Source organism: Microvirga sp. GN3 (assembly GCF_055792825.1).
Genome location: NZ_JBVVAK010000057.1, coordinates 20,758 through 42,437, shown reverse-complemented (window position 1 = coordinate 42,437; position 21,680 = coordinate 20,758). Strand labels below are relative to the sequence as shown.

General features: G+C 60.2%; 16 protein-coding genes. 7 read left to right on the top strand and 9 right to left on the bottom strand.

Annotation, left to right across the window (positions count from 1 at the left end):
* Positions 1-192: 192 nt before the first annotated feature.
* Entirely contained in the window at positions 193-1,116 is a 924-nt protein-coding gene (locus ACS5Q1_RS24470; protein ID WP_473100610.1) for a LysR family transcriptional regulator, read from the top strand.
* Between the two features lie 111 nt (positions 1,117-1,227).
* A complete protein-coding gene (locus tag ACS5Q1_RS24465; RefSeq protein ID WP_473100609.1) occupies positions 1,228-2,283 on the top strand; it encodes an IS110 family RNA-guided transposase in 1,056 nt (351 codons plus the stop codon).
* A gap of 452 nt (positions 2,284-2,735) precedes the next feature.
* On the opposite strand, the gene ACS5Q1_RS24460 is transcribed toward ACS5Q1_RS24465, so the two are convergent.
* On the bottom strand, positions 2,736-4,025 hold the full coding sequence (locus tag ACS5Q1_RS24460) for a tyrosine-type recombinase/integrase (RefSeq protein ID WP_473100608.1): 1,290 nt from the start codon (positions 4,023-4,025) through the stop codon (positions 2,736-2,738).
* Positions 4,026-5,054: 1,029 nt separating this feature from the next.
* Between ACS5Q1_RS24460 and ACS5Q1_RS24455 the strand changes: the two genes are divergently transcribed.
* From ACS5Q1_RS24455 to ACS5Q1_RS24440, 4 genes are all read left to right on the top strand, one after another.
* Positions 5,055-6,227: a M10 family metallopeptidase C-terminal domain-containing protein gene (locus ACS5Q1_RS24455; protein ID WP_473100607.1), complete on the top strand. Its 1,173-nt coding sequence runs from the start codon at positions 5,055-5,057 to the stop codon at positions 6,225-6,227.
* Between the two features lie 440 nt (positions 6,228-6,667).
* Positions 6,668-6,955, top strand: coding sequence for a hypothetical protein (locus tag ACS5Q1_RS24450; protein WP_473100606.1), 288 nt, complete (start codon positions 6,668-6,670; stop codon positions 6,953-6,955).
* 174 nt (positions 6,956-7,129) lie between these two features.
* Positions 7,130-8,104, top strand: a complete 975-nt coding sequence (rarD, locus tag ACS5Q1_RS24445) for an EamA family transporter RarD (protein ID WP_473100605.1) — start codon at positions 7,130-7,132, stop codon at positions 8,102-8,104.
* A 95-nt stretch (positions 8,105-8,199) separates the two neighbouring features.
* The gene (locus ACS5Q1_RS24440; RefSeq protein ID WP_473100604.1) at positions 8,200-10,368 is read left to right on the top strand and encodes a mechanosensitive ion channel family protein; all 2,169 of its coding nucleotides are present in this window, start codon (positions 8,200-8,202) and stop codon (positions 10,366-10,368) included.
* A 20-nt stretch (positions 10,369-10,388) separates the two neighbouring features.
* Here ACS5Q1_RS24440 and ACS5Q1_RS24435 read toward each other — a convergent pair whose 3' ends face one another.
* The 8 genes from ACS5Q1_RS24435 to ACS5Q1_RS24400 form a co-directional block, all read right to left on the bottom strand.
* On the bottom strand, positions 10,389-11,231 hold the full coding sequence (locus tag ACS5Q1_RS24435; protein ID WP_473100603.1) for an amidohydrolase family protein: 843 nt from the start codon (positions 11,229-11,231) through the stop codon (positions 10,389-10,391).
* Between the two features lie 5 nt (positions 11,232-11,236).
* Positions 11,237-12,250, bottom strand: a complete 1,014-nt coding sequence (locus ACS5Q1_RS24430) for an aldo/keto reductase (RefSeq protein ID WP_473100602.1) — start codon at positions 12,248-12,250, stop codon at positions 11,237-11,239.
* 323 nt (positions 12,251-12,573) lie between these two features.
* Positions 12,574-14,142: a polysaccharide lyase family 7 protein gene (locus ACS5Q1_RS24425; RefSeq protein WP_473100601.1), complete on the bottom strand. Its 1,569-nt coding sequence runs from the start codon at positions 14,140-14,142 to the stop codon at positions 12,574-12,576.
* A gap of 529 nt (positions 14,143-14,671) precedes the next feature.
* Positions 14,672-15,199 carry a hypothetical protein gene (locus tag ACS5Q1_RS24420; RefSeq protein WP_473100600.1) on the bottom strand — a complete coding sequence of 176 codons (528 nt, stop codon included), beginning with the start codon at positions 15,197-15,199 and terminating at the stop codon, positions 14,672-14,674.
* 199 nt (positions 15,200-15,398) lie between these two features.
* Positions 15,399-15,644, bottom strand: a complete 246-nt coding sequence (locus tag ACS5Q1_RS24415; RefSeq protein ID WP_473100599.1) for a hypothetical protein — start codon at positions 15,642-15,644, stop codon at positions 15,399-15,401.
* A gap of 162 nt (positions 15,645-15,806) precedes the next feature.
* Complete coding sequence (locus ACS5Q1_RS24410; protein WP_473100598.1) at positions 15,807-17,522, bottom strand: methyl-accepting chemotaxis protein; 1,716 nt, start codon at positions 17,520-17,522, stop codon at positions 15,807-15,809.
* Positions 17,523-17,793: 271 nt separating this feature from the next.
* Entirely contained in the window at positions 17,794-18,732 is a 939-nt protein-coding gene (locus ACS5Q1_RS24405) for a dihydrodipicolinate synthase family protein (protein WP_473100597.1), read from the bottom strand.
* A 33-nt stretch (positions 18,733-18,765) separates the two neighbouring features.
* Positions 18,766-20,499, bottom strand: a complete 1,734-nt coding sequence (locus ACS5Q1_RS24400) for an IlvD/Edd family dehydratase (protein WP_473100596.1) — start codon at positions 20,497-20,499, stop codon at positions 18,766-18,768.
* A gap of 164 nt (positions 20,500-20,663) precedes the next feature.
* Between ACS5Q1_RS24400 and ytfQ the strand changes: the two genes are divergently transcribed.
* Positions 20,664-21,626, top strand: coding sequence for a galactofuranose ABC transporter, galactofuranose-binding protein YtfQ (gene ytfQ, locus ACS5Q1_RS24395; RefSeq protein ID WP_473100595.1), 963 nt, complete (start codon positions 20,664-20,666; stop codon positions 21,624-21,626).
* The last annotated feature ends 54 nt before the right edge of the window (positions 21,627-21,680 follow it).

Here is a 21,680-nt window from a genome sequence, read left to right as displayed (position 1 = left end):
ATTGTCGCGGCAACACTTGCTTGCACGCAGCACCCAGGCTGGATCGGCGCTCTGGAAGCGGCTCTCGGGCGTCTTCCTCAATCGGGCCAGTCAGCACATGGGAGAGACAGTAGGCGGAATCGCAATATATCGGAATGCAGAGATCCGACATTTCAGATATACTTCATGAGGTATATCAGGAGATGATTGCCCATGGACTACGCGGCGTGGAAGCTGTTCATCGACGCCACCGAGCTCGGCAGCCTGAGCAAGGTGGCCTTAGCCTACGGCACGAGCCAACCGCACATCAGCCGCCGCATCGGCGAGCTGGAGCAGGAGTGCGGCGGGCGCCTGTTCCAGCGTACCGGACGGGGCGTGGTGCTGACCGAGCTGGGGCAGCGCATCGCTCCCAAGGTGCGGGCTTGGCTGACCAGCACCGAGCAACTCGCCAATGACGTCCGCAGCTCGGCCGGCACGCCGATCGGCAAGGTGCGGATCGGCAGCTTGCCCTCGACCTCGCACCCTTTGGTGACCACTCTGCATCGACGCCTGGCGGAGCAATACCCGCTGGTTCAGCTCGCGGTCCGGGAGGGTCAGGGCGCCCAGCTCGAAACCTGGCTCGAAGACGGCAGCGTCGATCTCGCGATCCTGTTCCGCACCAGTCCGTTGCCCAGGGATGGCGATACCTACCTCGTCGAGACGTCGACCTACCTCATGAGCGCGGCCGGCGACCCCCTGACCTCTAAACCGACTCTACCGTTCTCGGCTCTGCACAACCTGCCGCTCGTGCTGTTCTGCCGCCCCAGTTCGTGGCGCGACTACCTCGAGCAGCTTGCGGTCGAGCACAGGATCACGCTCAACGTTGCGCTGGAAGCAGATTCCCTGCGATTGCAGGCGCACATCGTCGCCGACGGTGGCATCTACGCGTTGCTGGGGCCATATGCGATTGCGGGAGCCTCGAAGGACTACCATGTCCAGTCGTCGAAGCTGGTTGATCCGGTCATCCCCCGCCACATTGCGCTGGCGATGTCGCGACATGGCGAGATGACACTCGCATGCCGGGCCGTGATGCAGGTCATCCGGGAGATCGCGAAGTCCGGTGTGGCTGTACCAGCCTCGGATGGAGTTGATCCATAGCCCGTTCGAATTTGGATCGAGGAAAGGTCAGCTAATGGGATGGTCCGGCCGTGCTTCTGCCCCGCTTGCCCGTAAGCTGTGGGGCTTGGAGCCACGCAAGGAGCACGTCCCATGTCATGGTCTTCTTCCTCTGCTGCGATCGCCACCCTGGGCATCGACCTGGGCAAGAACAGCTTCCATCTTATCGGCCAAGATGAGCGCGGTGCGATCGTGCTGCGCATCAAGCTCTCCCGCACCCAACTCTCTCAGCGGCTGGCCAACATTCCATCCTGCCTGATCGGCTTAGAGGCCTGTGCCGGGGCTCACCACATCGGCCGCCAACTCCAGGCGCTGGGCCATGACGTGCGCCTCATCCCGGCCCAGTACGTCAAGCCCTTCCTCAAAGGGCACAAGAACGACTATCGCGATGCCGAAGCCATTGCCGAGGCGGTGCAACGGCCCACCATGTCGTTTGTGGCCATCAAGACGCCCGACCAGATGGACCTCCTCGCCTCGCACCGGGTGCGCTCCCGTCTGGTCAGTCAGCGCACGGGCGTGACCAACCAGATCCGCGGCTTCCTCCTCGAGCGGGGCATTACCGTGCGCCAAGGGCTCGCGCCCTTGCGCCAGGCCTTGCCAGGCATCTTGGGTTCGTACTCTGACGCCCTGTCGCTCCGCATCGTTCGCCTCATTGCCGATTTGGCTGAGGACTGGCGTCAGCTCGACGATCGCATTGCCGATGTCTCGGCTGAGATTGAAGCACTCGCCGCTCAGGATGAACACTGCCAGCGCCTGATGAGCGTGCCAGGTGTAGGGCCGATCATCTCGTCTGCCGTGGTGGCGGCCATTGGAACAGGTGCAGGCTTCAAGCAGGGGCGGGATTTCGGCGCCTGGCTCGGGCTGGTGCCCAAGCAGGAGTCGACCGGCGACCGCACGATCCTGGGCAAGATCTCCAAACGCGGCAACAAGTACCTGCGAACGCTCTTCGTGCAGGCAGCCCATATTGTCCTGGTGCGCCGGCCGCATGGGGCGAGACTGGGGCTGTGGCCGTGGATCGAGGCTGCTGGAGGGCGGCTGCATCGCAACATGCTGGTGATTGCCTTGGCCAACAAGCTGGCGCGCATCGCCTGGGCCGTGCTGGCGCGGGGACATGCTTATCAGCCGAGGAGCGCCTCTCATGCGATGTGAGATGAGGAAGCTCCCGGCTCCTTCTGCAACCGATCAGCCCTGAGGGTTTGACGATGAAATCAGTTCAGTAAACAGCGATTTCCCGCCGAGGTCTGCGAGATGAGGCGGAGATGGACGAACGGTCTGCCCGGCGCAACCACAAGACTGGGTGCCATGATGGCCCACAGAGGTCTTTCAGCTAGCGAGTCTTGGATGCGCGCGGATACCCATGCTGGCCCGGAGCATCGGCTCCACCACGAGGCCGAATACATTGATGCAGCTCTCACGTTCATCCGTCTGCCAACATCATCTTGCGACGCACGGCCGGACCATACAAACTGGCACGAAGCTGACGTTGGCCCAACTTCCGCTTTGGGTTCAGCCGGGTTTCGCGGATTGGTTACCAAGTGTTAGATTTTAACCACCCGCTAATGGATGAGATCCGACAGGCATCAAATCTACATTCGGGGACATTATCGTGCACCCTCACGGATTGGCACCACGTTGTCTGCGGTTGACTCTCCGATGATTTGCACAACGTGGCGAGCCCAAACCTCCAGCGCGTTGCGCTTCTCAGGAAGATAGGAATGTCGGTTGTAGACGGCCGCGACACCACTGACCTCGCCGCCGCGGTGGTTTAACACGGCCTCAATTACGTGGATCGGTTGACCGAGGCGGGCCATGCCTGACGCAGCGGTTCGCCGCAGGTCGTGCAGGCGCCACGGCTTGATCTGTACTCTGTCGGGATCCGCACCGCAGGCCTCCGCCTCATCGCGCGCGATCTTGAGCATGGTCGCGTCGAGGCGAGCCTTCGCCTTAGAGTAGCCTGAGACCGATGTTTCACCAGTCGTGGTGAATAGGAAGCCTGCAGCCCCTTTGAGCCGAGGCAGTGCCTGGATGATCCTGCGCGCTGCTTCACTGAGTGGCACGTCATGCGCCTCGCCGTTCTTTGTCCGCTCCCTCGGGATTGTCCATTGGTCGCCGGCCTTGTTAAGTTCGCTCCGCCGGGCGTTGGCTACCTCGTCGCGTCGCTGGGCTGTCAGGATCAAAACCTGCACGAAGGGTCCAAATGGGAAGCCAAGGCAATCTGCCGCCTTCCAGATGAGGCGCAGCTCATCGTCTGACACGACGCGGTCGCGACTTACCTCTTGGGCGGGAGCTTTGATCCGAACGACAGGCGACGTGTCGACGATCGAACGATCAACGGCCCAATTGAAAAGCTTTCTGATGGCAGCCAAGGTGCGATTAGCCTGCACCGGCTTGCCTTCATCAATAATGCGATCAAGTAACTCAATTACGTCGCGGCGCGTGATTTCTTGGATCCGCCGATTTGACCAGTATGGTCGCACGTGCAGCTTGAAAGTCCGCTCAACCTCCTCGGCGGTTCGCTTCTTATTATTCGTGCGGACATGGCGGGTGATGAACTCGTCAAGCACGGCCGATACCAGATCTTGATTGGGCTGCCCCTCACGCGCTTGGCGGAGTGCTAGTGCCTTCTCAGTGCCCGGATCGCGGCCAGACGCGGCAGCTTGCAGCGCCGCCCGACCGCGTTCGCGTGCGACAGCCAAGTCGAGCGCGGGGTAGGTGCCCAACGTCAGCTTTCTTGGTTTGCCGCCAAACCGGTAACGAACAGCCCATGATTTCGCGCCACTGGGTTGCACCACGAGATAGAGGCCGGGCAGGATGGCGTCTGGAATTTCTAGGCGCCGCTGGGGATCGGACCTAATGCGTTCCACGCTCTGTGCAGTCAAAGGCTTTGGCATGCTTGGCTCAGGAAGGGCACGAACCCTCTCTTCGATCCTCGGGTAACGCTGGGGTAACGAACTAGGCCCGTTATGACCCGTTATGTGATGAGCCTAACGTTGGCTCACAAATTGTCAAATATCCACATCTTACAGGCACTTACCAGGAAACTAATGTTAGGCTCTGTGAAGTGTTGGTAGGCCTATTCACCAGATTGTGGATCTGGGGGTCCCCCGTTCGAGCCGGGGCGGCTGTACCACTTTAAAATCAAAGATTTCGGCCGTTTCGAACCCGCGACCCTGTGCTCTCCCCCCTGAGACTTTGAACATCTGCTCGTCGTTGGAAGATTGCACTCCTTCTTTCCGACAGGTCTCGATGTCCGTATTGCGGGATCATGATCAGCCGCCAAGCTGGTGCATCGGTTTTAGGCATTCTGAACGCTTCATGGTTGTCCTTCGATCATGAACTGAACGGGGACATACGTTCTCCTCGGGCTTACGATGCGTGTGTTTCTGGCGCTCACGATGGCCAGTGCTCGCGCCTGGTGAAGATAATCCTGCCTGCTTGGAGATTTTCTCGGCGAAGTGGATTCGGGTCGTCGTCAAAAATGCGGCAAAGCAAAGAAAAGCAATAGTTTCACGCAAGTGGAAGTGGCTCTAGCCAAGCCTTGAATTTCGTGTGGTTACAGAGTGCCATTAAGGTCATTTTCAACAAGGAGCCACGTATTCCGTCCGATGATGCGGATGGATCGTGCCAATGCGCCAGCGGACATCACTGTGCCAAAATTACTTTATATCTGCTTACTCTCTGGAGTGACGCGTCCTCCCGAATAGATCGGCACCGATACTCTTTCTTCGAAGGCACCCGAGAATGTGCCTCTTAGCATGACGGCGCTCGATCTCTGACCGGAGATTCAGGTCATGGCGACATATCCGGGATTCATCCGTGCGTTGCGCAATGAGAGCGTTGAGACCGCTACCTGACGCTATTATCGGAATACGGCCGACGGAGAGCCGGTCACTGTCACCTATAACTTCATGACCAGCCCCATGGGGCCCGCTTGGTACGGCGATCCGAGCTACCGTTTCAAGGTTTATTCAACTTCCGACAAGGCTCTCATCGAGACCGCGCTTCGTGCCTTCAGCGCAATTTCGGGCGTTACCTTCGCCAAAAGTGCTTCACAAAATGCGGATTTGATGTTCGGCCAGTTCGACATCAGCGGCAGCGTCGCTGGGTATGCCGATATGCCATGGATCGACAAAACCGGTTCAGGAACTCAAAGCAGTCAGATCATCATGATCGGTGTGGCTCAGCGGCTGACCACGACAAGCTGGGGCTATCAAGTGGTCCTGCACGAGATCGGGCATGCCTTGGGATTGAAGCACAGTTTTGAAGGACGGAATCGCCTCTCGCTTGCCGATGACAATACGGACAACAGTGTGATGTCCTACACGCAGGGTGTTACCTCTTACGGTCTTGGACCGTATGACATCATGGCCCTTCAGAGCATCTATGGGCCGGCAAATGCACGACTGGGTTCGTCCACCTATAAGTTCGGCGCGAACAAAATCATCTGGGACGGAGGAGGGACCGACACCATTACCGCAGCCCACCTGCGTGAGAAAATCACTCTCTATCTGGATGACGGCACGCAAAGCCACATCGGGCGAAAGCATGCGATCCTGACGAGTAAGCAGGTTTGGCTCGGACATTTCACCATGATCGAGAATGCCGTCGGCGGTGCTGGAAACGATGCGATCTACGGAAACGAGCTGGCCAACAATCTGAAGGGTGGATCGGGCGATGACAGGTTGACCGGCCGCACTGGCGACGACTGGCTCTACGGCGGCGGTGGTGACGATCATCTTTCCGGAGGCGCAGGCGCAGACACTTTCTACGGCGGTTCGGGGAAAGATCGATTCATCTTTAAGACGCTCAGCGAACTTGGATCGTTAAATGCCTTCGATCGCATTCAGCAGTTCGACAGGAACGATGTTCTGGACTTTCGCTCCTTCGATGCCAATCCGGCGGCGTCCGGTCGTCAGAAGATCAAGTTCACCGGCAATTTCAGCGCAGATGTTGAACATCAAGCCATGGGAACAGCATATTATAACCGGATCGCAGACAAACTGATGATCGAAACGACGGGCGACGGCGTCGCCGATTATCAATTGGCGATCAAGGGCGTGGACGCACTGAAATCCGCTTACTTTCTTGTTTGAGTGTTGGCGATCGCAGGAGCTAGCGCATCGTGCGGACCCAGAGGGCCGCGTCAGCGACCCGTAGGGCCACGCCAGTGAAAAGTGGATCCGGTTTTCCGCATCAACGATGCGCCGCTTAAGGGATTGAGCATCGGACCCAAAAGTGGGTCCACTTTTGGGTCCGATGCTCTAAGTCTTCATCCCTGCAGCATCCGATATGGATGAGCCTCCGATCACCGGCTTCGTGTTGTACAGCGTCCTTAAGCCATGATGGGCAATATTGTTGCAGCCAATCGACACTGGTTCTCACACCGAGCCTCTCGAGAAGGCTCTTGATCAGGTTGAGCCATACCTCGACTGAAAATTTTTCGATTCTTTGAGGAATAAAGCATCGATCAGAGTGTCTCAGGGAAGCGGTTCTGCGCCGGAACTTCTGGTCCATCTGCGGGGGAATGGGTCCGATGCCTCGTGTAATTCCTAAGATCGCCGACGATCCATTCGAGGGGCTGCGCCTGCCCGTGAACATTTGGAAAGCCCTTGAGGACGCGCATATCGCCAGCCTCGAACAGCTCAAGACCATGATCCCCACCATCGAGCAGGTGCAGGGCATTGGGCCGGAGGAGGCCCAGGTGATCAGAGACAGGCTTGAGCGTCTGGCCACACGGCGTGTCGTCCGGGTCAGGCTGATCTTTCCCAAGCGGCCTCGCCGTGGAAAGGGAACCGTTCGACGGACTGCAAATCGCTCGTGATGCTGATCTCTCCCTCCATGCGTTCTGCCGTCCAGCATGGACCGGATTGGCCTGTTGTCTCACCAACATCGGGGCTATCACCTGCACCTGAATTGAAATAGGACCGGGGCGAGCGAGGGGACCTCGCGGAGCAAGGCCCGCCCTCCGAGGATCGGGCGGGGCTAGAGGCTAACCATGGAAACAGAACCAGTGACTTCCGAGGCGCGTCGGGCACGGGCCGGCGTTCTTTATGCCTTGGCGGCATTCTTCATGTGGGGCCTGGCCGTTCCGCTGCACTTCAAGCTCGTGTCGGCCGTGCCAGCCCTGCAGATCCTCGCTCAACGCATCGTCTGGGCGAGCGTGTTCGCGCTGGGCCTGATCCTCATCGGCCGGCAATGGCGCAAGCTTGTCGAAGCGCTGACCTCCGGCAGATGGCTCCTGCTGCTGTGCCTTTCGGCGGGCCTGATCGCCATCAACTGGCTCGTCTATATCTGGGCCGTCAATTCCGGGCACCTCGTTCAGACAAGCCTCGGCTACTTCATCAATCCTCTCCTGAACGTCGTGCTGGGCGTCCTCTTTCTCCGGGAGCGGCTGAGCCAAGCGCAGGTCGCGGCCTGCGTGATTGCTGGGCTGGGTGTGCTCGTTCTTGCAATCTCCTCGGGTGAGATGCCCTGGGTCGCGCTGGTCCTGGCCTGCAGCTTCGGCTGCTACGGTCTCGTCAGGAAGATCGTGCCGGTTGCTCCTCTGATAGGCTTTTGCACCGAGTCGCTTCTGCTCACCCCTTTGGCCCTGGGTTATCTGGCCTGGGCCGCCGTGAATGGCCAATCCGTGGCGTTCCAGGGTGATTGGAGTCTCGACGCACTCCTCATTCTGACAGGGCTTAGCACCGCCTTGCCCCTTATCTGGTTTGCGGCAGCCGCTCAAAGGCTGAAGCTCTCTACCATCGGCCTGCTGCAATACCTGGCGCCCTCGGGCCAGCTTGCGCTCGGCGTTCTCGCTTACGACGAGGCTTTCGGGTGGATCGATGCCCTTGCTTTCGGGCTGATCTGGATCGCCCTTGCGATTTACACCATCAGTGCCCTGAGATTGGCTCCGCCGGTGCCCGAGCCAGAGAACCGGTTAGAGAATGGCTCGCGCCTTGCCGAAAAGGGCATTCCGACGGCCCGGTAGACTTTTTGACGGCTTGGCCTGATGCTGTGGGGCAACCGCGGCCGGGCCTGCGCGATGACTTTCAAGTCAGGCTCTGAAGAGGACGCTAGTCTGCGATGGTTGGGCGCCTGTGGGTCAAAGTGCTGTCAGCAGCCTTTTATGGTGTGGCTCTCCTGTTTCTGGCCACCGTCGCTCCTCTAGGAGCCAAGGCACAGCCTACACCGGCTCCGAGCCCTCCTCCACCCCAGGTCCAGCAATTGCTGCAGCTCCTGCAAGATCCTGCCGTCCGCTCATGGATCGACGAGCAGCAGAAGTCTCCCGTCGCAACGACAGCCCCTGCGGCCGCTCCAACGACATCGGAAATCATGATGCAGCGGATCACGGGCCTGCGGGAGCGCCTTGCCGCCCTTGCTGCAGCCGTGCCACGGCTTCCGGACGAGTTTCGGAATGCATCCGGTCGACTCCTTGAAGAACTGCAGGGGCGAAGGCCGCTCGCCGTAGTGCTTCTCATCATCGGATTCCTCGCCCTGGGGGCAGGGGTCGAGTGGCTCTTTCGACGGGTGACGGGTCCGTCTCGACAGCGGATTGCAACCCGGCCCGTGTTCGCTACCTCCGAACGCCTGCATGCGGTTGCCTTGCGTTTCGTTTTCAATCTGGCCGACATCGCGATTTTTGCGATCGGAAGCATCGGAGCCTTCCTGGCGCTGGACTGGCCGCCGCTCCTCAGGCAGGTGGTGGTCGCCTACCTCTTCGCTGCCGTCATGTTGCGGCTGTTCCTGATGGTGAGCCGGTTCCTTCTTGCGCCAAACCATGCCGCATCAGGAGATACCGAGCGGTTCCGCCTGATTCCGACAGGCGCTGCTGCCGCGCAGTTCTGGCACCGGCGCCTCGCCCTGTTCGTCGGCTGGTTCGCCTTCGGGTGGGCCACCGTCGATGTGCTCAAGATCCTGGGCTTCACGCCGGAGGCGCGCGCCGTGGTGGCTTATGCCCTCGGCCTCGGGCTACTCGCCATCGCCCTCAACGTCGTCTGGACACGGCCCACGCCGGCACCAAGCGCAGCCCCGGAAACCGGAGCGCCGAGACGCGTGTCCCATATGGTCGCGGCCAGCCTGCTTTCCGTCTATTTCGTTCTTCTCTGGGGCCTCTGGGTGGCAGGTCTCATGGGCTTCTTCTGGCTTGCCGTCATCGCCCTCCTGCTCCCGGTTGCCATCTCTGTTACGGAGAAGGCCAGTCGCCACGCCCTGCGCCCGCATGAGGAATCGGAAGCCTCGCGTCAAACAGGTTTGACGACGGTTTATCTGGACCGCGGAATCCGGGCGCTGCTCATCGCCGGCGCCGTGTTGCTGCTGGCCGATGCCTGGCACATCGATCTCGTCGAAATGACAAGCCGCGACACGCTTCTGACACGCCTCCTCCGAGGCGCCCTGAGCGCCGTGGTCATCCTGCTCGTTGCCGATCTGATCTGGCAGGTGACGAAAACCTTGATCGACAGGCGCCTCACACGCGCACAGATTGTCACGGCCACGAATAGTGGAATCGCCTCGCGCGAGGCGCGGCTGCGGACGCTCCTGCCGATCTTTCGCAATGTGATTTTTGCCGTTCTGGCGGTCGTCGCGGTGCTGATGGTTCTCTCCGCGCTGGGAGTGGAAATCGGCCCGCTAATCGCAGGCGCGGGTATTGCGGGTGTCGCCATCGGCTTCGGTGCGCAGACGCTGGTCAAGGATGTGATCAGCGGCGTTTTCTATCTCCTCGACGATGCATTCCGAGTCGGCGAATACATCCAGAGCGGCAGCTACAAGGGGACGGTCGAATCCTTCTCCCTGCGCTCGGTCAAACTGCGCCACCATCGCGGACCGGTTTACACAGTGCCCTTCGGCGAGCTTGGGGCGGTGGAGAACATGAGCCGTGACTGGGTGATCGATAAGTTCCAGATCGGCATTACTTATGACTCCGATCTGGAGAAGGCACGCAAGCTCATCAAGAATATCGGTCAGGACATGGCTGCCGACCCGGAATTCGGTCCGAACATCATTGAGCCTTTGAAGATGCAGGGTGTCGAGCAGTTTGGAGAGTTTGCAATTCAGATCCGCTGCAAGATGACGACCCGACCGGGCGAGCAATTCGTCATTCGACGTAAGGCCTTCGCCCGCATCAAGAAGGCATTCGAAGATAACGGGATCAAGTTTGCAGTCCCGACAGTTCAGGTCGCTGGTGGTGGCGAGGCAGCGCCTGCCATTGCGCAGGAGGGGCTTCAACTCGTCAAGCCGGCAGGTGCTGCAGAATAAACCTTACGGCAACTTAACCATCAGGTCGCTTCTCCACTCCGATCCATGCCCAGCTTGTAGAAAAGGCCGGCATTCGTGCCGAAGACCGCATCGTGATGGCGGGTCGGGACGAAGTCCTGGCACATGGTAAGCCAATCCGCGTAGTCACCGGCAAGCCTCAGGACTGGCCAGTCGCTGCCCCAGATGAGGCGCTCCGGGCCGAACAATTCGAGAAGCGCATCGGCATAGGGCCTGATCGCCGCCGCATCGCGCCGCTCTCCTGCCTCGGTCAGAAGGCCCGACAGCTTGCAATGGACATTCGGAAGCGCGGCCAGGCCGGCCATGGCTTCGCGCCAGGGGCGGATCTCCCCGGTTGCGATGCGTGGCTTCGCTCCATGGTCGATCACGATGGGAAGATCGGGGTGACGCTCAGCAAAAGCCGTCAATGCCCTGAGATGCTGCGGCATCACCAGGGCATCGAAGCGCAGATCCGCGTTCTTCATGGCCGCGATGGCAGGATCGAGACGCGGATCGTCGATCCAATCCACGTCTGCGATGTCCTGCAGCATCGGCCGAAGGCTCTTCAGTTTCGGATGGGCTGCGAGGCGCGTGATATGACTTGCGGCGTCGGAAGCCTTGAGATCGACCCAGCCCACGACGCCAAGGATGAGGGAATGCCGATCCGCCAGTTCCAGCATGAAATCGGTGTCATCCATCCTCGGCAGCGATTGCACGAGAATTGTACCGCCGATGCCGTATGCCTGTAAGGTCGACTCCAGATCGTGCGGCATGAAATCGCGATGGATCTCTGCAAGATCTGGCGGCGGCCACTGGCCTTCTCGGTTGCGCATCAGCCAGAAATGCTGGTGAGCATCGATCCGCATCGGACTCACTCACCTTCGCCGGGGAGGGGAGCGGCTTCGTTCACCAATCCGAATTTCCGGAGTGCCGTCCAGAATTCTGCCGGGATGCCGCTCTCAAACCATTCCACGTTGGTCTTAAGCTGCTCGGCATTGCGGGCGCCGGTCACACAGGAGACGACGGCGGGATGGGCCATGGGAAAGTGAAGGGCTGCGGCCGGGAGCGGCACATCGAACCTGTCGCACACGTCTTTCAGCGCCTGGACGCGCTGCACGACGTCCGGTGGAGCATCCTCGTAATTGAACTTGTTGTTGCCGGCGAGGATACCCGAATTGAACGGGCCTGCGATGACGATCCCGGTTCCTGCGCGAACGCATTTCTCCATCAAGGGAAGGCTCGTCTGCTCAAGCAGCGTGTAGCGGCCCGCCAGCATGACGACATCGAGATCTGCTTCCTGCATGGCGTCATGAACGACTTCCGCCTCGTTGACACCGAGCCCGATGGCGGTGACACGCCCGCTGCTGCGCAATTCCAAAAGCGCCCGGAATCCACCCCCGGTGGTGAGCTGGCGCCAGTAATGTTCATGATTGTCGCCATGGGTATAGCGGCCGATATCATGGATGTAGAGAATGTCGATCTTGGTGATGCCGAGGCGCTGCTGGCTGTCCTCGAAGGATTTCAGGATGGCGTCGTAGGTATAGTCATAGGTGGGGCGGAACGGGAGGGGATGGACCCAGCCATTCTCCTCGTCGCTGACGCCATCGTCGGGCACCATCAGGCGCCCCGCCTTCGTGCTGATGACATAGCTGTCCCGCTCGCGGTCGCTCAGCAGGACGCCGAGGCGGCGCTCGGAGCGCGTGTAGCCGTAATAGGGAGCGGTATCGAAATAGCGGATGCCCCGGGCCCAGGCGGTCTCGGTCGTGGCCTGAGCCTCGGCATAGCTGGTCGGCGCATAAAGCCCTCCCATCGGTGCGCTGCCAAGTCCAAGCGCGGTGAGGGACAGGTCCCTACGGGGAAGCGTACGGTGCTCGGAGACTTTCATGACAGGCCCTCGATTGTCGCCCGACAGGGGCATGCCGCCCACCGCGCCTTTCGAGGCTTGGTCGGACTGTCGATGCAATGGCGGAGAAGAGCTGTCACGTCTCGCATGCTTCCTCCCTCTGCAACATGACCCTGTTCTCAGCAGGGCTTCTTTTGAGAATTGTCATTGGCCAATGGAGTATGGCCGGGAGGAATAATTGGTCAAGTTGAAAGGGTAAGGCCTACAGCGTCGATCCAAGATGCCTCGAGGCTTCATGCTCGACGCAACGAAAAAGCGGCTCCGGTCTGGACCGAAGCCGCTTCCAAAAGTTCAATAAGGCTCGCTTAGATGACGATGAAGTCGGCAGCCGTGAGCTTGGCGAGATTCTCGATGACGGCGAACTTCACCGCGGCCGTGGAGCCGGTGCCGTCCGCGTCATAGGAGAGCGCGCCCGTCTTGTTGTCGTAGATGATGCGGTCGCCGGAATCCAATGCCTTCGACCCGACGACGAAGCTGCTTGAGGAAAGCTTGCCGTACTTGAGCTTGGTGAACGCCGTATCGTTGAGGCGGATCGTGTCGTCGGCGACATTGAAGTCGACGATCACGTCCACATTCTTGGTGCCCAGCTTGGTGTCGAAGGTGAAGCTGTCCTTGCCGGCGCCGCCGATCAGGACATCGCTGCCGTTCTTGGCCCAGATCTTGTCGTCGCCGCCCTTGCCGTCGATCAGATCGCTGCCGGACGTGCCCGTCAGGCTGTTGGCACTGCTCGTGCCGTTGATCGTCTTGGTGGTGATGGGACGCGGCGAGGGGGTCGGGGTCGGAGTGGGCGTTGGAGCCGTCTCGGCCACGTCGGCGACCTTGAAGGTCACGGTGCCGGTGTCGGTGTCGCCGTCCATGTCCTTGGCCGTGTAGCTGAAGCTGTCCGAACCGAAGAAGTTGGACTTCGGCGTGTAGACGAAGGAACCGTCAGCGTTGAGCTTCACGCTACCGCCCTGAGCGGTGGCGAAAGTGCCGGCCGCTGCCGTCTTGCCGCCATCGGCCGCAACGTCGTTGGCGAGAACGCCCTGTGCCGCGGAGACCGTAAGGACCGAATCTTCCGTCGCAGCATAGATGTCGTCCGTCGCGGTGACGGAATTGTCGCCCGCGCCAGGGTTCGGCGTCGGGGTCGGCTGCGTCGGTGTGGTGACGGTGCCATTATGGTTGAAGCTCAAGGCATAGAACGAGGTCTGGCCGTAGCCCGATCCATTGCTCTCGTTCGCACCGAGATAAGCGCCGGCCTTGAAATAGAACGTATCCGACTGCCACACGCTGTTGATCTTGCTGACCGATTTGTAGATCTGGCCGTCCGCGAAGACCGTCACTTCGAGGTTATCGCCCTTGGCGTTGATCGTGTAGGAGAAGCGCTCGTCCAGGGACACGTCAGGCTGCTGGCCCGAAGCGTTCACGAAGTAGAACTTCGTCTCGCTGTTATTGGAACCGGCCTGATCGTTGGCGAAATAGAGCTTGCCGTTCTCCCAGTAGAGACGAACCAATTCGTCGTCCTGGCCGTGGATCTGGCCGACGATGATGCGCCCGCCCGCGCCGTCGCGGTTAGGAGCGGCATCGACCTCGAGAGTGGCGCTCATGAAGCCGCCGGTCTTGAGATCCCAAGCGGCATTAGCGGTGCCGTTCATCTCGCGCAGCTCAGAACGGGCGTAGGAGGAGCCGCTGGTGGTAGCGCCCTCGACCGGAGCCACGAAGGTCATCGCCCCGTCGGCAGCGGTGTAGAAATACTTGGAATGCTGGTAGCCCGAGAGATTTTTCACTTCCATGGCATTGCCACTGAAGCCGCCATTCGAATCCACAGGAAGGGTGATCTTCCAGTTGGACAGGTCAAAGTTGCCGCTCGGCGCGACAAAAGAATTCAAAGCCATGTTGTCTGCCCCAAAATTGAGCGAGCCCCTTTCGCGAGGCTTCTGAGTAAAAATTGTGCCGTTCTACGGAGAATTTGCCAGGATAATGGCAGGAAGAAACGCAGGATACATACAGGTAGAGATGAGCGCTAATCTATACGTTCATATTACTGCGGATCTCAAGATTTATATCTCGCTATCCGCTGACGGTGTTGTGAATATTGAATAAGGCAACATCGTGGCGTTGCAAGGAGAATCTTACTCGAAGGTTAAGGATTCTATCGTTCCATAAGATTATAGAGATTTAAGAGGATTATAAACCTTGAATTTACTATCGCGAATAGTTCGCATGCCCGGCTAAAAACAGATGAGTGATACTCACGGCGCATGATGTAGAGGTCGCCTCGAACCTTCCCAAAGAAAGAGCGCCTCGTCGATTGGCGCTCTAGGTAGGTCGCGGTTGCGACCAGAGGGAGGACCGTGCCAGCCAGGCACATGAGAAGGCTGCGCCTGAAAGGTAAACGAGTCGTTACGAAAGACAGTAAGACGGCTAGTCTTTCAGGATATCTTCCGGCCGTGTGATGTCCTGCAGATCAGCATTCTGAACAGGCGCGTAGCCGAAGCGCTCCGCGAGGGCATCGAACGAGTCGCTCATGTCGTGCCCGCTCTGCACACCATGGCAGACGGCGAAATACTCAATGACGGCATTCTCCTCTGCTCCGGAGGGCGATGCCAGGTTCAGGACGGCCACTTTCCACTGTCCGCCATCGCTCTGCCAGATCGCCGAGGGTTTCGTCTTGGAGCAGAAATAGAAACCGGTTGACGCCGCGCCACCCGTCCTGGGGCTGCGCTTGTCATAACTGCCGTTCGGGTGATGGGAGGTCCATTCCTTGGAGATCACCTTGAAGAGGGCACTGTTCGCGTTGGAGCCGACGATGTCCCGGCTCTCGATGCTGAACCAAGCGCAATAATCCATCCGGAAGCGTCCCTGCATCAGTTCGGCCGAGAGCGCAGTTGTTCCGCCCGATGTGATCCCGGCGATGCAGGTGAAGAGAATGGCGGCACGGACGATCGTCATGAAAACCCTTCAGGAGCGGCGTGGCCCATTAGTGCAACACCAAGAGCCAGCCAACCAGCGCCACAGGGGCGATGATGCCGAGAACGAAGGAAACAGCACCGTGGGTCATAGAAACCTCCTGCTGATTTCCTTAACGTAGTCTTAAAGGCCGCAGGAAGCGGTGCGCTGCAGCACGTGCTACGGACACAGGTGCCCCGATTCAGGATTTCTGATCGTCCGATGACCCTGATTCAGGAGGAGAGGCCGTGGCTGGTCCGTCTTCGGCAGGCGTGCCGTTCCGGGCCTTGCGCTTCTTGTCGAGCCATTTGAACAGCATCCACCCCAGGCCCGAGCTGAGGGCCGCGATCACCACAAGGCCGGAACTCGGATAATCACGGAAGTTGATACGCTTCGTACCATTCAGCTCTTCCAACTCGTCGTCCGGCTGTTCGTCTGTCTCGGGCATGAAACGCGTCTCGTAGGGGATGCCTCCCATATAAGTCCCGCAACGAGGGTTTCCATCGCTTTCTGAAAGCGATGGTATGATCTTGAGAAACGACGAGGGCAAAAGAAAGCGCCCGGCTCGAGCGAGCCGGGCGGGAATGTTGGGTTCTGTTTGGGCCAGGGTTCAGGCCGCCTTCATGCCTGAGAGGAAGGCCGAAACCTCCTGGCCGAGATCGCTGGAGTGGCGGGCCAGTTCCCGTGCTGCGCCCAGCACCTGGGACGCTGCCGTGCTCGTCTCGCCAGCGCCATGGTGCACGTCCGCGATGCTGCCGGTCACGGCCTCGGTGCCGCGTGCTGCCTCCTGCACGTTGCGGGCGATCTCGGCGGTTGCCGCGCCCTGTTCTTCCATGGCTGCGGCAATCGAGGTGGAGATCTGCGACATCTCGGTGATGGTGCGGGCGATCTCCTGGATCGCTGCGACCGTCTGCTGCGTGGCCTGCTGCACTGAGCCGATCTGGGCCGAGATCTCCTCCGTCGCCTTAGCCGTTTGGGTGGCGAGATCCTTGACCTCGGAGGCCACGACCGCGAAGCCCTTGCCGGCCTCGCCGGCGCGGGCGGCCTCGATGGTGGCGTTGAGGGCCAGCAGGTTGGTCTGGCCGGCGATGGTGTTGATCAGCTGCACCACGTTGCCGATCTTCTCGGCACTGGCCGCGAGCTCCTGCACGGTTCCGCTGGTGCGCTGGGTGCCGGCGACCGCCTTTTCCGCCACCAGGGAGGACTGGCTGACTTGAGCGGCGATCTCGCGGATCGAGATGGAGAGCTCTTCCGTGGCGGCGGCCACGGTCTGCACATTGGAGGAGGTCTGCTGCACCGCTGAGGCGACGCCGACCGATTGCTGCGTCGTCTGGTTGGCAACCGCCGTCATCGACTGCGCGGTGGCCTCCATCTCGGTTGCCGCCGAGGACAGGCCCTGCGTCAGGGCCGAGACGTTCGTCTCGAACCGCTTGGTCAGCTGATCCAGCACCTCGGCGCGACGCGTCTTTGCATCGGCTTCCAGCGCAGCTGCTTCATCGGCCTGCTTCTTGGCGATCATGGCATCCTTGAAAACCTGAACGGAGCCGGCCATCACGCCGATCTCGTCGCGGCGGGACGTTCCCTCGATCGCCACGGAGAGATCGCCACCGGCGAGCGAACCCATATTCGCAACAAGCTTCTGGATCGGCTTGGAGATGCTGTGCCCGAGACCGAATGCGATCAGGAGGAGGAGTGCTGCAGCACCGGCGACGAGCGTCAGGAACAGATTGCGATAGGACGCGGCAATCGCGGCGAGGTCATCGATATAGACGCCGCTACCGATCACCCAGCCCCATTTGTCGAAGTTGGCGGCATAGGAGAGTTTCGGGAGAGGCTCCGGCTGGTTCGGCTTCGGGAAGAGATAGGCAACGAAGCCGCCGCCGGCTTTGCCGACATCTCCGATCTCCTTGAGAAAGGCGACGCCATTGGTGTCCTTCACCGCAGAGTTGTCCTTTCCTTCCAGGGTCTTGCTGAAGGGATGCATCAGCATCACCGTCTGGTAATCCTGGATGAAGAAGTATTCGGAGCCGCCATAGCGCAGAATGCGCAGCGTTTCGGAGGCGCGCTTCTTCGCTTCGTCCTCGGACATCTCGCCCCGCTTCGCACGGGCTTCGAAATCGGCCACGATGCTGACCGCCGTCTCGACGAGGTGCTTGAGTTCGTTCTTCTTCTGCTCGGTCAAGACGGTCGAGATCGTGAACGAGCCGAAGATCGCGAGCGCGATCAGGGCGACAATTCCTGCTGCGATGCCGGCATAGAACCGGCCGGCAACGCCGGTGAAGGAACGTGTCAGTTTGTTTCGAATGGTAGAACTCGTGTCAGACATTTTTCTTTGTGAACCTGCCCGCATCGCCACGGGGGGCGCGTGCCCCCGCGACACGCTCTACCAGGTCCTGCAAGTCTCAAAGAAGTACTTTGTAAGTCAATAAGTGGAAACACTTATCGTTTCTGTAGTTGTTGTTATCCATTTTTTAATAGACTTAATAACGGGTAGGATTGAGATGTGAATATTGTCATTGATCAAAAGAAAAGACCGTGGATCTTTTCAGACCCACGGTCAGTTGAACTGAGATCATCCGACAAAAATCGGGATCGTCTTACCGGCCCCAGCGTAACACGATCGGATCGAGGCGGCGGGCGACTTCGATCAGGCCCTTGCGTGTTTCGGGATGCAGGGGTTGCAGCGGATGACGGACGGCTTCCGACCGGATCACGCCACCTTCCTTCATGAGTGCTTTGGCGGCCAAGAGGCCACACTGCCGGTTTTCGTAGTTGATCAGCGGCAGCCAGCGCTCGTAGGCAACAAGAGCCTCCTCCCGGTTACCGGCCATGTAGGGATCGATGATCTTGCGGATGCCGTCCGGATAGGCCCCGCCCGTCATCGCGCCCGTGGCGCCGGCATCGAGATCGGCCATGAGGGTGATCGCCTCCTCGCCATCCCAGGGACCTTCGATGGCGTCTCCGCCGAGAGCGATCAGCTCGCGCAGCTTCCCCGCCGTGCCGGGCACCTCGATCTTGAAATAGGAGACGTTGGCGATCTCCTTCGCCATGCGCGCGAGAAAGGACGCCGACAGGAAGGTGCCGGCCATCGGTGCATCCTGGATCATGATCGGAATGGTGATGGCATCCGAGACCCTGCGGAAGAACTCGTAGATCCCGGCCTCCGACACGCGCAGCGTCGCGCCGAAGAAGGGCGGCATGATCATGACCATGGCCGCGCCCGCCGCTTCAGCCCGCCGGCAGCGCTCGGCACAGATCTCGGTCGAGAAGTGGCTCGTGGTGACGATGACCGGAACCCGCCCGGCGACGTGATCGAGCACCGTCGTCATCACGGATTCGCGCTCGCTGTCGGTCAGCAGGAACTGTTCGGAAAAGTTCGCGAGAATGCAGATGCCGTCGGAGCCCGCATCGATCATGAAATCGATGACGCGCTTCTGGCCTTCAAGATCAAGCTTGCCGGTGTCATCGAAAATGGTGGGGGCCACAGGAAATACGCCGCGATAAGGGCGCGTGGACATCTTGTCGGACAAGGACATGGTTTCTCCCTTCAAATGTTGATGGTGTCGTGTTCAATGGTTGTCGCGCGGAACGGGCGATCCTGTCCGTCCGACGAGAAAGTCCAGATCGACACCTTTGTCGGCCTGCAGAACATGGTCGATATAGAGCTTGGCCCAGCCGCGATCGGCATGCGGGGCGGGCGGCACCCAGGCGGCACGCCGGCGCTCCATCTCCTCGGCCTCGACGTGAAGATGCAGGCTGCGCGCCGCTACGTCGAGCGTGATGAGGTCGCCGTTCTGCACCAGAGCAAGCGGACCGCCGGCAGCCGCTTCCGGAGCCACGTGCAGAACCACCGTGCCGTAGGCCGTGCCGGACATGCGCGCATCCGAAATGCGGATCATGTCGCGGACGCCTTTCTTGAGCAGCTTCTGCGGCAGCGGCATGTTGCCGACCTCGGCCATGCCCGGATAGCCCTTCGGGCCACAGTTCTTCAGCACCATGATGCAGGTCTCGTCGATATCGAGATCGTCATCGTCGATGCGGTGGTGCAACTCCTCGATGGTCTCGAACACGACCGCGCGGCCCGTGTGCTGCATCAGCTCAGGGGAAGCGGCGGACGGCTTGATGACGGCGCCGTTGGGGGCGAGATTTCCTTTGAGGATCGCGATGCCGGCTTCCGGCTTGAAAGGCTCCTCGAAGGTGGTGATCACCTCGCGGTTCCAGCACGGCGCGTCCTTCACGTTCTCCCAGATCGGCTTGCCATTGACGGTGAGCGCGTCCTTGTGCAGGAGGCCGCGTTCGCCGAGCGTGCGCAGCACGACCGGCAGGCCACCAGCATAGTAGAAGTCCTCCATGAGGAAGCGGCCGGAGGGCATGAGATCGACGAGGCAGTGGATCTCACGGCCGAGCTTGTCGAAATCGTCAAGGGTCAGGTCGATGCCGACACGTCCCGCAATGGCGAGAAGATGCACGACCGCGTTGGTCGAGCCGCCGATGGCGGCAAGCGTGCGGATGGCGTTCTCGAAAGCTTCGCGCGTCATCACCTTCGACAGCACGAGATCCTCATTCACCATCTCGACGATGCGTCGGCCGGCCATGCGGGCGAGATGGTTGCGCCGCGCATCGGCGGCAGGGATCGCGGCGTTCTCCGGCAGGCCGACGCCGAGCGCCTCGACCATGGAGGCCATGGTGGAGCCGGTGCCCATGGTCATGCAGTGGCCGGCGGAGCGGTTCATGCCGCCTTCCGCCTCATGGAATTCCTGCAGGGTCACTTCCCCGGCGCGCAGCTGCTCGCTCATGGAAATGATGTTGGTGCCCGAGCCAATATACTTGCCGCGATAGACGCCGCGCAGCTGCGGGCCGCCCGAGACGCCGATGGTGGGCAGATCCGCCGAGGCCGCGCCCATCAGCAGGGCAGGGGTGGTCTTGTCGCAGCCCATGAGAAGGACGACGCCATCGAGAGGATGGGCGCGAATCGCTTCCTCCACGTCCATGGCCGCGAGGTTGCGGAACAGCATGGCGGTTGGCCGCATGGTCACCTCGCCGAGAGACGAGACCGGAAATTCGAGTGGGAAGCCGCCAGCATCCAGCACGCCGTATTTCACGTGCTCGGCAATGGTGCGAAAATGCGCGTTGCAGGGCGTCAGCTCGGACCAGGTGTTGCAGATGCCGATTACCGGCCGGCCCTCGAACTGATCCTGCGGGAAGCCGCTGTTCTTCAGGAAGGAGCGGTAATAGAAGCCCATTTTATCCTGACGGCCGAACCAGGCTTGGCTACGCAGCTGGCGTTTCTTGTCTTCGGTCATTCTCTCGGTGCCTTTGAAACTTTGCATCGCCTCGCCGAGCGAGGGTTATTAAGCCCACGACTTTGGTTGAATAGGCGCTCAATTTGATTCATATAATAGTACTAATAGACAGCTGATAAGGCTGCTAAAGTCGAAGAGCAACGACAAATTTAGGGAGAATGCCCATGAAAGCCCGCTACCTTCTGACGACAATCGGCATGGCCACGCTGATGCTGTCCTCAGGCGTCGCCTATGCCCAGACCAAAATGACCATCGGATTCTCGCAGGTCGGATCGGAATCCGGCTGGCGGGCCGCCGAGACGAAGGTCTCGAAGATCGAAGCCGAAAAGCGTGGCGTCGACCTGAAGATCTCCGACGCTCAGCAGAAGCAGGAAAACCAGATCCGCGCCGTTCGCTCCTTCATCGCGCAGGGCGTGGATGCCATCTTCATCGCACCTGTCGTGTCCACGGGCTGGGACGCGGTGCTGAAGGAAGCCAAGGACGCCAAGATTCCGGTCGTGCTGCTCGACCGCTCCATCGATACGAAGGACGAGTCTCTCTACCTCACCGCCGTGACCTCCGACACCGTCTATGAGGGCAAGGTCGCCGCCGAGTGGCTGGCCAAGGAAACGGGTGGCAAGTGCAATGTGGTCGAGCTGCAGGGCACGGTCGGCTCGAGCCCGGCGATCAACCGCAAGAAGGGCTTCGATCAGGTCGTTGCCGCTAATCCCGGCATGAAGATCATCCGTACCCAATCCGGCGACTTCACCCGCACCAAGGGTAAGGAAGTGATGGAAAGCTTCATCAAGGCCGAGGGTGGCGGCAAGAACATCTGCGCTGTCTATGCCCATAACGACGACATGGCGATCGGCGCCATTCAGGCCATCAAGGAAGCAGGCCTCAAGCCCGGCAAGGACATCAAGGTCGTTTCCATCGATGCCGTGCCGGATATCTTCAAGGCCATGGCCGATGGTGAAGCCAATGTCACGGTCGAGCTGACACCGAACATGGCAGGCCCCGCGCTCGACGCGCTCATGGCCTTCAAGAAGGACGGCACAGCGCCGAAGAAGTGGATCCAGACGGAGTCCAAGGTCTACACGCCCGAGACGGCAAAGGCCGAGTACGACAAGCGCAAGGACCTATACTAATATCATCAAGTGATCAGAGCAGCAGGCGGGCGATCGCCTGCTGCTTCGCTTAAG

Bases quoted from the DNA above. Each gene is read 5' to 3' on its own strand.
- ACS5Q1_RS24470 (WP_473100610.1), top strand. From the start codon at position 193: ATGGACTACGCGGCGTGGAAGCTGTTCATCGACGCCACCGAGCTCGGC.
- ACS5Q1_RS24465 (WP_473100609.1), top strand. From the start codon at position 1,228: ATGTCATGGTCTTCTTCCTCTGCTGCGATCGCCACCCTGGGCATCGAC.
- ACS5Q1_RS24460 (WP_473100608.1), bottom strand. From the start codon at position 4,025: ATGCCAAAGCCTTTGACTGCACAGAGCGTGGAACGCATTAGGTCCGAT.
- ACS5Q1_RS24455 (WP_473100607.1), top strand. From the start codon at position 5,055: ATGGGGCCCGCTTGGTACGGCGATCCGAGCTACCGTTTCAAGGTTTAT.
- ACS5Q1_RS24450 (WP_473100606.1), top strand. From the start codon at position 6,668: ATGCCTCGTGTAATTCCTAAGATCGCCGACGATCCATTCGAGGGGCTG.
- rarD (WP_473100605.1), top strand. From the start codon at position 7,130: ATGGAAACAGAACCAGTGACTTCCGAGGCGCGTCGGGCACGGGCCGGC.
- ACS5Q1_RS24440 (WP_473100604.1), top strand. From the start codon at position 8,200: ATGGTTGGGCGCCTGTGGGTCAAAGTGCTGTCAGCAGCCTTTTATGGT.
- ACS5Q1_RS24435 (WP_473100603.1), bottom strand. From the start codon at position 11,231: ATGCGGATCGATGCTCACCAGCATTTCTGGCTGATGCGCAACCGAGAA.
- ACS5Q1_RS24430 (WP_473100602.1), bottom strand. From the start codon at position 12,250: ATGAAAGTCTCCGAGCACCGTACGCTTCCCCGTAGGGACCTGTCCCTC.
- ACS5Q1_RS24425 (WP_473100601.1), bottom strand. From the start codon at position 14,142: ATGGCTTTGAATTCTTTTGTCGCGCCGAGCGGCAACTTTGACCTGTCC.
- ACS5Q1_RS24420 (WP_473100600.1), bottom strand. From the start codon at position 15,199: ATGACGATCGTCCGTGCCGCCATTCTCTTCACCTGCATCGCCGGGATC.
- ACS5Q1_RS24415 (WP_473100599.1), bottom strand. From the start codon at position 15,644: ATGCCCGAGACAGACGAACAGCCGGACGACGAGTTGGAAGAGCTGAAT.
- ACS5Q1_RS24410 (WP_473100598.1), bottom strand. From the start codon at position 17,522: ATGTCTGACACGAGTTCTACCATTCGAAACAAACTGACACGTTCCTTC.
- ACS5Q1_RS24405 (WP_473100597.1), bottom strand. From the start codon at position 18,732: ATGTCCTTGTCCGACAAGATGTCCACGCGCCCTTATCGCGGCGTATTT.
- ACS5Q1_RS24400 (WP_473100596.1), bottom strand. From the start codon at position 20,499: ATGACCGAAGACAAGAAACGCCAGCTGCGTAGCCAAGCCTGGTTCGGC.
- ytfQ (WP_473100595.1), top strand. From the start codon at position 20,664: ATGAAAGCCCGCTACCTTCTGACGACAATCGGCATGGCCACGCTGATG.